10 protein-coding genes are annotated in these 11181 nt (G+C 39.8%); 1 reads left to right on the forward strand and 9 read right to left on the reverse strand.

The genetic code is table 11. The annotated features are described in order from the left end of the window. Positions 1-279: 279 nt before the first annotated feature. The 9 genes from LQ50_RS14435 to brnQ all read right to left on the reverse strand — a co-directional run bounded on the left by LQ50_RS14435 (position 280) and on the right by brnQ (position 10078). Positions 280-1155: a DMT family transporter gene (locus tag LQ50_RS14435; protein WP_034630594.1), complete on the reverse strand. Its 876-nt coding sequence runs from the start codon at positions 1153-1155 to the stop codon at positions 280-282. Positions 1156-1242: 87 nt separating this feature from the next. Continuing rightward, positions 1243-2517 carry a TRAP transporter large permease gene (locus tag LQ50_RS14440; RefSeq protein WP_034630598.1) on the reverse strand — a complete coding sequence of 425 codons (1275 nt, stop codon included), beginning with the start codon at positions 2515-2517 and terminating at the stop codon, positions 1243-1245. A 1-nt stretch (position 2518) separates the two neighbouring features. Continuing rightward, the gene (locus LQ50_RS14445) at positions 2519-3034 is read right to left on the reverse strand and encodes a TRAP transporter small permease (protein WP_034630600.1); all 516 of its coding nucleotides are present in this window, start codon (positions 3032-3034) and stop codon (positions 2519-2521) included. Positions 3035-3122: 88 nt separating this feature from the next. Then, a complete protein-coding gene (locus LQ50_RS14450) occupies positions 3123-4196 on the reverse strand; it encodes a TRAP transporter substrate-binding protein (protein WP_034630601.1) in 1074 nt (357 codons plus the stop codon). Between the two features lie 139 nt (positions 4197-4335). Then, a complete protein-coding gene (locus LQ50_RS14455; RefSeq protein ID WP_034630603.1) occupies positions 4336-5157 on the reverse strand; it encodes a sugar phosphate isomerase/epimerase family protein in 822 nt (273 codons plus the stop codon). A gap of 13 nt (positions 5158-5170) precedes the next feature. Then, positions 5171-6334, reverse strand: a complete 1164-nt coding sequence (locus tag LQ50_RS14460) for a dihydrodipicolinate synthase family protein (RefSeq protein ID WP_034630604.1) — start codon at positions 6332-6334, stop codon at positions 5171-5173. Further along, positions 6303-7499, reverse strand: a complete 1197-nt coding sequence (locus LQ50_RS14465; protein ID WP_034630605.1) for a Gfo/Idh/MocA family protein — start codon at positions 7497-7499, stop codon at positions 6303-6305. Before LQ50_RS14465 ends, LQ50_RS14460 begins: the two co-directional genes overlap by 32 nt. A gap of 128 nt (positions 7500-7627) precedes the next feature. Next, positions 7628-8467, reverse strand: coding sequence for an AraC family transcriptional regulator (locus LQ50_RS14470; RefSeq protein ID WP_034630606.1), 840 nt, complete (start codon positions 8465-8467; stop codon positions 7628-7630). A 255-nt stretch (positions 8468-8722) separates the two neighbouring features. Then, entirely contained in the window at positions 8723-10078 is a 1356-nt protein-coding gene (gene brnQ / locus LQ50_RS14475; RefSeq protein ID WP_034630607.1) for a branched-chain amino acid transport system II carrier protein, read from the reverse strand. 402 nt (positions 10079-10480) lie between these two features. On the opposite strand from brnQ, the gene LQ50_RS14480 reads away from it, so the two are divergent. Further along, positions 10481-11107 (forward strand): 3'-5' exonuclease, encoded by a 627-nt coding sequence (locus LQ50_RS14480; RefSeq protein ID WP_034630608.1) that lies wholly within the window; start codon positions 10481-10483, stop codon positions 11105-11107. Positions 11108-11181: the final 74 nt, after the last annotated feature.

Below are 11181 nucleotides of genomic sequence, written 5' to 3' on the forward strand. Positions count from 1 at the left end.
CTTAATAAATTTCCTTCCTTCATTCTACTGTGTTTAAAACACCTTATAGTCTTTGCATTGATTGGCGCCATTGTTCGATTGTTTCAATCAACACTTTTGCTATTTTTGTCTGTTTTCCATTAGATCCTAATTAAATATATTTTTAACCTAAAAAGAGTTGGAATCCTCATTTCTTAATTAAGATTCAAACTTTAAATAGTGTTTTACATAAACCTAAACTCCAGTTTAATAAATACCCTTTTTATTTCCGCACATCGTCTCAGATACTTTTCTAGTCGTTCAACCAACCCCACTAGATTTCTCTGCATTTCCTTTTGGAAGATGAGGTCGTTTACTGACAAGTAAGACGCCACTAAATACAAAAAGTCCACCAATGAAGTGAGCAAGAGTCAATGCTTCACTCAACAAAAAATAGGCCAACACCCCTCCGAATACAGGAGTTAAATTTATAAAAACCGCCGCTTTCGATGGTCCTATTAATCGAACTGCCTGATTCCAGAACAAAAACGCAAATATGGATGGAAATATACCTAAATAAAATAAAGAAATGATCTCTATCCCTTGAATTTGTTGAATCGGAATAAAGAGTAACTCCACTATAGTAAAAGGAACTAGCATTGGAAGGGCAAAAATAAGACTATATCCAAACGTTGAAAGAAACGACATTTTCCCAATAAACGTCTTAAGGGTAACCGAATAAACAGCCCATGATATTACACCAAAAATCATAATCAGATCACCCACATTAACCTGTAGTTGCAGCAATCTACTAAGTTCCCCCTGTGTCATCACTGTTATCACTCCAACAATCGAACGTATAATAGCACAGATAAGTGGGCGTGTGATTCTTTCTTTTAGCGATACGTAGGCTAAGATCGTGATAAATATCGGTGCTGTACTATTAATCAATGTCACAAGAACCGCAGTTGTGTAATGCAGGGCCCAGTAACAGAGCAAGTTATAACCAATTACTCCTGACAACGATAAGATCAATAGAGTCTTTATGTGTTTTTCAGCGATAGACCACTCATTTTTCATCGTTTTGTATACGAGTGGTACAAAAATAGCAATTGAAATTAAAATCCTAAAAAAGGAGATTGTTACTGGTCCCGTTACATCAGCTAAAAATCTCCCAACAACAGCATTTCCCCCCATAAAAATGTTGTCAACACAAGGAGTAGAAATGCGTTATGCCATATTCGATTTTTCACCTTTCACTCCTCCCAATTTCCCCGACTGTACTTAACGAGAATAGATAAGATCTGGTAAGTACATTGATAATTGCGGAACAAAGGTTATGACAAGTAAGGTCACAATTAAGACTAAGACAAACGGCATGGCTCCTCTAGTTACATCCGTTAATGGCATTTTACTGATCCCGGAAGCCACATAGAGATTCAACCCTAAAGGTGGTGTCAACATCCCAATTGCTAAATTAACGACCATGATGATCCCAAAATGAATCGGACTGATGCCAATCTCCATGACCACTGGTAAGAATAATGGTGCCATAATTAATACAGCAGCACTCGGATCCATAAACATCCCAATGATTAATAAAATCACTGTAATCAGAAGTAATATCGTGATTGGGTCCGAAGCAAAAGCAAGTACTTGTGTAGCAAGTTTAGTTGGGATTTGTTCATAGGTTAGATAATAACTGAAAACTTTCGCAGTTGAGATGACAAGCATAACCATGGATGCAATCACAATCGATCGTTTTGTCACTTGAAAGAGTACTTTTATAGTTAGTTCCTTGTATACGAAGAATCCGATGAGTAAGCCGTAGACAATGGCAACTGCGGCTGCTTCTGTTGGTGTGAACATCCCCGCATAAATCCCCCCTAAAACAATAAGCGGCATGATGATCCCCCAGATTGCCTTTTTACCTGAATGCCATATTTCACGAAAACTCGCTCGTTTCTCCGGCTTATGTCCCTGTTTTTTGGCAATGATGTAACTAACTAAAATCAACACGAAACCAATTAATAACCCAGGTATAACCCCAGCAATAAAGAGCTCACTAATTGACACTTCAGCAATGACCCCGTAGACAAGGAGCGTAATACTTGGCGGAATGATGATTCCAAGAGAACCAGCTGCACACATCAACCCAACGGAGAACTTCGGTGAATATTTCGCATCATTTAACGAAGGAATCATCACTCCCCCAATTGCTGCTACTGTCGCTGGGCTAGAACCTGACAGTGCTGCGAAAAACATTGAAGAAAGTACCCCTGCAATCGGTAACCCACCTGTTGTCCAACCGACTAGCTTTTTTGCAAAGTCAATCAACCGTTTAGATGTTCCTCCCGCGAGCATTAAATCACCAGCAAAAATGAAAAAGGGAATCGCCATTAACGAAAAAGAATCAATACCCGAAAACATTGTTCTTGCTACCGAATCAAGTCCAATATTACTTTGTGACATCCCGACAATACTAGTCAATCCAATTGCTACCGCAATCGGTGTTGTAGACAAGAGCAATAGAATAAATAAGAGGATAATCAATAGCATTTTACTCCCCCTCCCTAGGCTTTGGTGATTGACCTGAGAGATCATTTTTGAAGTCCCGTAACTCAGCAATAATCAATTGTATAAACCGTAAGATCATTAGTGCCGAACCAACAGGGATCGCTAAGTATGGGATAAACATTGGAATTCCCAATGCTGGTGTCACGTTGTTGAACTGTACAACATTTTCAATCGTTTTTATTCCTGATTGAATAATGAAGCTAAAGAAAATAATCGCAATGACGGAACCAAGCACCGATAGAATTCGTTTAAACACAGGTGGCAAATAGACTAATAGAAGGTCAACAGTGGCATGTGATTTCTCCCTAACAGCAATGCTACTTCCAATAAAGATAAACCAAATAATTAAGTACCTCGCTACTTCTTCTGACCAATATAGTGAATAGTTAAACACGTATCGTAGAACAACTTGAACAAAGATTAATAGTGATGCGATTATAAGAGAAAAGAAACCAAAATACTCTTCAAGATGATCAATCACTTTTACGAGTTTTTTCATTTGAATCCCCCTCCTTCATCATCTTTTTTAGCTATAGGTAGACGAACAATGAAGGGTAGCAGTGCCACCCTTCATCCGTGCTAAATTACTAATTGATAAGATCCAAGAGCTCCTGGGCCCCGTCAATTTCAAGAAATTCCTCAAATGTGCCTTTCGTTGCTTCAATGAACTTTTCTCTGTTTTCTGGGGACAATTCCGTGATTTCAATTCCAGACTCCTCTAACTCCTCCATATAGGTAATTTCATCTAGTGCTGCTTGTTCCCACTGCCATAGACTAACTTCTGTTGCTACTTCATCCAGGATCACTTGCAGATTTTCCGGTAGATCTTGATAGAAGCTTTCACTAATGAGATGGACATAACCCATGTAGCCGTGACCACTCAATGTTACATAGTCTTGAACCTCATAAAATTTGCGGCTTACAATGTTTGATAAAGGGTTTTCTTGACCATCGACCGTACCATTTTGTAATGCTGTATAAAGTTCAGAAAAGTCAATGGAAACTCCACCTGCATTTAAAGCTCTAAATTGAGAAATGATGAGTGGACTTTGAGACGCACGCATACGTAATCCATTCATATCTTCAGGTGTTTCAATCGACCGCACCGAATTTGTGAAATGCTTCAAGCCCCCATCCCAATAGCCGACAGCTCGCAACCCTTGCGGAGCAAGGTATTCATTCAACCGTTCACCTAGTGCCCCGTGCATCGATTCATAGGCCTCTTCAGGATTCTCAAAAATATATGGCAAATCAAAGACTTGAAACTGCGGGACAAATGAAGGTAGAACACCAGTAAATGGAGCGTTCATGTGTACGTTACCTGACTGCATTTGTTCAGTTATTTCACGGTCAGATCCTAGTTGTGAATCGGGATAAATCTCAACTGTAATTTGACCATCTGTTCGCTCTTCAATCAGGTCAGCAAACATTTCCGCTGCTTGCCCTTTTGCAGTTGAAGGTCGAACCACATGAGCAAACTTAATCACATAGCTTTCGTCACTAGTTACAGCATCCTCACTGTCGCTTATTTCTGTTTCTTTTGCAGGATTTTCCTCTGGCGAATCTCCTTCAGTCACATCTATTCCTGTGGTTTGCCCACAAGCAGATAGAAGAAGCAAGAACGTCAGTACAGACACAGTAAGTAACACCCATTTTTTCATTTAATTTCCCCCTTTAGAAGAAGCTTTCAACATAAAATAAGTCCTATTAAAACGCTTACAAAATGTTTGTCAGAAAGAGATAGAGGCTGTCTCGCCTCTAAAAGTTATTCTCCAATGTTAGCTTAATCTTGAAAAAACGCTAGACATGCTCTGAGTAACGCTCTTTCATCTGAGCAAGTACCTCATGACCGTCTTGCTTCCAGATCTCCTCATTAAAGATCTCAACCTCAATTGGTCCCATATACCCCGCTTCTTCAACTGCCTGTCGGATCTTCTTTAATTCAATTACCCCATCCCCCATCATCCCCCGGCCTTTGACCAAATCAGGTGTTGGGACTAACCAATCCGATACGTGATAGCCTAAAATACGTCCAGTGGCACGTTTAATTTGCTTATAAAGATCAGGGTCCCACCAAACATGATACACATCGACAATAACCCCCACATCGCTCGAATCGTATTGCTCTGCAATCGTATTGGCTTCATCCAGAGTTACAATAGCACATCTCTCTGCCGCAAACATGGGATGAAGGGGTTCAATCCCAAGCTTAACACCAGCATCTTTTGCGTAAGGAACTAGCCTTTCAATGCCTTCTCGAATCATTTTTCTTGCATCCCCAATATCTCTATTCACAGCCGCCCCGCACACCAGAACCAACACATCTGCATTAAGTTCATACGCTTCCTCAATTGCCCGGAGATTATCTTCAAAGTTTCTCGCTTTAGCCGCCGCTGAATCAACCGGGAACATGCCACCCCGGCAAACACTTGAGACACCAAGTCCTGCATCACGAACAAGTTTGCTACTTTCTTTTAACCCGATCTCTTCAATCTTATGACGCCATAAGCTGATGTAAGGAATATCGGCCTTTGCACAACCTTCTACCGCTTCTCTTAGGTTCCACTGTTCTGTTGTAATTTGATTTAAGCTTAACCGTTCCGTTGATTGCAACTTTTTCATTGGTTCGCCTCCTCTAGTTCATCCCTGCTAATTTCAGATACTGATTCATCCGTTTTACCGCAAGCGATGGATCTTGTAACAACCCAGCTTGATCTGCAAGGACAAAAAGCTTTGTAAGATGAATGACTGAGCGCGCACTCTCAGAGCCACCAATCATCCTAAAGTGCGATTGATGTCCATTTAAATAAGCCATGAAAATAATTCCTGTTTTATAGGAAAACGTTGGCTTTGAAAAAATGTGACGTGAAAGTGGAACCGTTTTTTCAAGAATCTTATTGTAGTAGTCAAGGTTATCATGATCTAGAGCTTGCAATGCAGCAGCTGCTGCAGGAGCTATTGCATCAAAGATTCCAAGAAGGGCATGACTATAGCCTTGATCATCCCCTTTAATTAACTCGGGATAGTTAAAATCATCCCCGGTGTACATCTTCACACCCTCTGGCAAACGGCGTCGCATCTCAATTTCCTTGTCAGCATCAAGTAAAGATATTTTAATACCATCTACTTTGGATGCATGTTCAGCAATAATAGATAGGCAAACATCCATTGCACGACCAACGTCATCATAACCCCAATAACCTTGAAGGGCTGGGTCAAACATATCTCCTAGCCAATGTAGAATAACCGGACTCGAAACTTGACGAAGGATATTGCCGTACACTTTCTTGTAATCCTCAGGTCCTTTCGCACAAGCTGCTAGCGCTCTGCTTGCCATCATTATAATTTGACCACCACAGCCTTCAATATATGAGCATTGCTCTTCATATGCTGCTTCAACGTCCGCTAATGTAAGGTTTGGAGCGGGTACAAGATGATCCGTTCCAGCACCGCAAGCTATACGGCCATCCACCACTCGTGCTTCTGCCACAGAGCGACTTATTAATTCCTTTGCTTGTTCCCAGTTGAGTCCCATTCCTCGTTGAGCTGTATCCATTGCCTCGGCTACAGATAATCCGAGCGACCATAAGTAATGGCGATATTGCAACGTTGTTTCCCAATCAATCGCTGGTGTTGAGAGTGGATTAACATCAGCAAATGGATTATTCACTACATGAGCAGCTGAAAATGCAATCCGACTTTGAAAGGGTTGAGAGGCCAGCTCAAATGAAGCTGGCTCCCCAAGTTGGTGTGTGAAAAAGCTCCCATCAACCTGTGGTAGTTTGATTTTTTGCACCATTAGCGGCAACCTCCTTGATTTCAAGGTCTGGTACATCAATCCAGCGTCTCTCCTCCCAGGATTGAATACCGATTTCAGCGAGTTGCATTCCTTTTGCTCCTTCCATCAAATCCCAAGGAAACGCTTCATCTAACACGACATGGCGAAGGAATTGTTCCCATTGTACTTTAAAGCCATTATCAAACTCCTGATTATCTGGCACCTCTTCCCATTGTTCTTGGAAGGTAAATGGATTTTCAATATCAGGATTCCAGACTGGCATCGGCGTATTCACACGATGCTGAACCTTGCACCCACGAAGTCCAGCTACTGCACTTCCGTTTGTTCCATCAACCTGAATAGTAAGAAGATCATCACGATCGACGCGCACCGCCCACGATGAGTTAACTTGAACAACGACGTCATCATCTAGCAAAAATGTTCCATAAGCAGCATCATCTGCTGTACACGCGTATCTTTTTCCTTCTTCGTCAATACGCTCTGGAATATGAGTTGCTCCTAAACATGAAACGGATCTAATTGGACCAAAGAGGTTATCTATTACATAACGCCAGTGTGCAAACATATCTAAGATAATTCCGCCTCCGTCTTCTTTACGATAGTTCCAAGACGGACGCTGCCCCACTTGCCAATCACCTTCAAAAACCCAGTATCCAAATTCCATTCGCACTGAAAGAATGTCGCCAAAAAAACCGGAGTCAACCAATCTCTTTAACTTTAGCAAGCCTGGTAGAAATAATTTATCTTGAACAACCCCGTTTTTCACGCCTCTATCTTTTGCTAATTTAGCTAGCTCTAACGACTCTTCTAAACTTGTGGCAGTCGGTTTCTCACAATAGATATGCTTCCCGCTAGCAATCGCTTTCCGGATATCTTGCGCTCGCCGAACGGTCGTCTGAGAGTCGAAATAGATCTGATAGTTTGGATTCTCTAAGCACTCATCAAGATTCGTGCTCCACTTAGAGATTCCATTGCTTTCTGCAAGAGCTTGAAGCTTGCTTTCATTCCGCCCTACTAATATCGGATCTGGCATAATCACATCACCACTAGGGAGCAAAACGCCACCTTGCTCTCGAATGGCCACAATGGAACGAATTAAATGCTGTCTCGTCCCCATTCGTCCAGTAACCCCATTCATGATAATACCAACCGTGTGCATAGCCATATTCACTATCCCCTTTCATGTATGTACTTCATACATTGGTTTCTTTTCTATTTCCATATTACGGCATGAAAAGGGAGGCGTCTTATCAATAAGGGATCAAAATTCCTAATTTCGGAAACGCATTCATTTTAGGTAAGCTCCGTTTCTTCTAGCGTGTGGGAATAATAATTCACTCGAAACTTATGCGGGGAAAGACCTACAAGATTATTGAATGTCCTGTAAAAAGTTGAAATCGTTTCATAGCCAATTTCAAAACAAATTGAAACAATCTCTTTGTCAGTCTCTAGTAATAATTGTTTCGCACGATCAATGCGAATTTGCTGTAAATACTGCAGAGGCGTCATGTTGTATTTAGCTTTAAACAGCCCATTCATATAACGAGTCGAAATTCCAAACTGTGTTGCTAGCTCTTCAGCACTAATATTTTCAAAATAATGTCTGGTAATATAATCGCGGATTTGATCTGATCGCATTTCATTTGCATCGCGGTAATTGCTTGTCATTTTTAATCGCGCAAGGGTAATCAGGATGTCAGTAAGATAGGTAGGAATGGCATATTTGAATAAAACATCATACTCGGTTTGTTCAAATAGCATCTTTCGTAGTAAATGTCGAATCGATCCGGCTGTAAATTGATCTAGAACAAAATGATGTGAGCGGTTCTCAAAGAATTGGAGGATTCCTTCGATTTCTGTTGACGTTGAAATCTGATTAGAAAAAGCTAACACAAGTACAGTTAATTTATTCTTTGTTTGAATGGAATGAGAGCTATTTGGTAGCAATAGTACCATCCCGTCTCGTGTGAATTCATATTCTGTTTCTTCAATCTTAAGGGTACCATCCCCATCAAGAGCATAAAGGATTTGATAAATATCATGATAATGGTTCGATACCTTTGCCCCTTTGTTATGCTTACTCTCATATAAATGGACTCCTGTCTGAGGAAGTGACAGCTTAATTAAGGACATAAACAACCTCCTAAATGCGTATTGTCTAAAACTAGAACCGTTCCCTGTTTTTGATGATCCATGTAGTATGATTTAATTTCGATAAAAGAATGAGAAATCCTATATCAATCTTCTTTTGTTCTAATCGAATGTTATTGTACCTACCGGCCTCATTGGGTTCTATTAGAAGAGACTCATTTCATAAGGAGGAACATCGTTGCAAGTCTCACTAGAAAAGCTACCCAACACCCATTCAGGCATTAGATAGCTCCCCAGTCAGCCGACCATTTTCTCTTCAGTTAAATAGTCTTCCATATCATCATTTTTAGCAGAACTAAAAAACAAACCGATCACACCACCAACAATAGCTGGGACAACCCATCCTAATCCAACCGAATACAACGGAAGGTAGGCGGTAAACAGATGATCAACGAACTCAATTTGAAGACCCGCTGCCTTCAAACCTTCAAATAAACTAACAATAAACGTAAATAAAATACTTATCTGATAAACTCTCGTCTTCCCTTTGAAAAGAGGATGTAAAAATGTAAGTACTAATAAACACATCGCTAATGGATACAGCATGTATAATACAGGCACGGAAACACTGATGAGTGTCGACAAGCCAATATTGGAAATCACCGCACTAAATATAGTAAACACAACCGCCCATTTTTTATAAGACACCGTAGGGACAATCTTATTAAAATACGAAGCACAAGCTGTGATTAATCCGATGCTTGTCGTTAAACAAGCAGCAATCACGATAAATCCTAATATGACCTTACCAAACGATCCAAAATAATAATAGGAAACACTAGCTAAAATCGCGCCCCCATTCTCAAGATGACCTAGTTCTATCACACTACTTGCCCCTATAAATGTAAGAGAAGAATATATTACAGCAAGTAGCACCCCAGCAATAACAGCGACTTTCAAAGTAGAAACCATAAGGTCCTTTTTCGTCGTAATCCCTCTGTCCTTCATGATGTTTACAATCACAATCCCAAAGACAAAAGCACCTAACACATCCATCGTTAAGTAGCCCTCTTGAAACCCTTTGAAAAAGCTATTGTCCAAAAATGAATCAACTGGTGCTTGAACGGGTCCGATTGGATTGACAAAGGAAGCTACGATAAGGATTCCAATGAAAATCAATAATACCGGTGTTAGAAATTTTCCAATAATATCAACTAACTTACTAGATTGCAAAGAGAAAAATAATGAAATCCCAAAGAATACAATTGTAAAAAGAAACAATGGCAAAAAGCTGTCAGGTTTACTTAAAAATGGCCTGATCCCCATTTCAAATGAAACCGTATTTGTTCTCGGTATCGCAAAAAGTGGTCCGATCGCTAAGTACAAAGCAACCGTAAAAACGATGGCGTACACCGGGTGTACACGACTGGCTAAGGATTGCAAATCACTTTTCCCTGAGAATGCCATAGCCATAATGGCCAAAATCGGCAACCCAACCCCCGTAACAATAAAACCGATATTAGCTGTGAGGATATTCTCTCCAGCCATTTGACCAAGCATCGCTGGAAAAATTAAATTCCCAGCTCCAAAAAATAAAGCAAACAACATAAATCCTACCGCAATGAAAGTTGTGAATGAAACTCTTGATGACACGTTCTCTTCCTCCTACTATTTCCCCGCTTTGATCACGACTGTTACCGAAAGATCATTTTATGAAATTTTGGCTTTTATCAAAAAATTTAGACTGTGCGAGTCTTTTTTTTGAAAGACATGGGTAATAATATATCACAATAAAATATCGAAAAGCAATATATTTTCAGAAACTTTTCTCATCCGGCTTCTTAACTGTTTGTTAACAAGTGCGAAAAAGAGGTTGGGACGTTTTTAGTTAATGATCCCTAATAAAACTACCGATAATGACTTGGACCCTAGTTAAAATTTAAAACTAGCCCATCCAATCAAAGAATCTGTTTTGTAAATCCTATTAAATCTACGTTATACTTTAGATATTCATAGAGAATTCACTACGTTGATTTTTTGTTAGGAGGACTACAATTGGATTTTGTTGCAATAGATTTTGAAACAGCTAATACAAACCGTTCAAGTGTTTGTTCGATTGGACTTGTTGTCGTAAAAAATGGCAAGGTTACCGATGAGTATTATCAATTAATAAAACCAAACGATATGTATTTTGATCCCCTTTGTGTGAGAATTCATGGAATTACTCCAGAAGATGTCAAGAATGCTCCATCATTTAATGAAGCATGGAAAGATATCTCCAACTTGCTTGAAGGAAGCCTTGTCATTGCTCATAATGCAAGTTTTGATATGTCTGTATTAAGGCACTCACTAGATGAGTGTAACATCGATTACCCTTCATTTTCCTATAACTGTACGGTCAATGTATCTAAAAAAACATGGCTTGGTCTACATAGTTATTCACTAAATGTAGTAGCTGAACATTTACAGATTAAGTTTAAACACCACCATGCCCTTGAGGATGCACAAGTAGCAGCGCAAGTCTACTTAGAAGCTTGCAAATTCAATAATGTTACAAGCCATAAAGAGCTCATTGAGAAAATAGAAGTTGGTCAAGGAACGATTTATGCCAATGGCTATACACCTGCACGCGCCAACAAAAAGAGCAACAAGAGTAAAAGAGGTTCGGTGAAAATGAGTTAGTTTAGAAAAACTATAATACTGTAATGAGTAAAGGCATGGAGTGAGTTCTCCATGCCTTTACTTTTATTATTTTT

The organism is Halalkalibacter okhensis (genome assembly GCF_000787375.1).
Lineage (GTDB): Bacteria > Bacillota > Bacilli > Bacillales > Bacillaceae_D > Halalkalibacter > Halalkalibacter okhensis.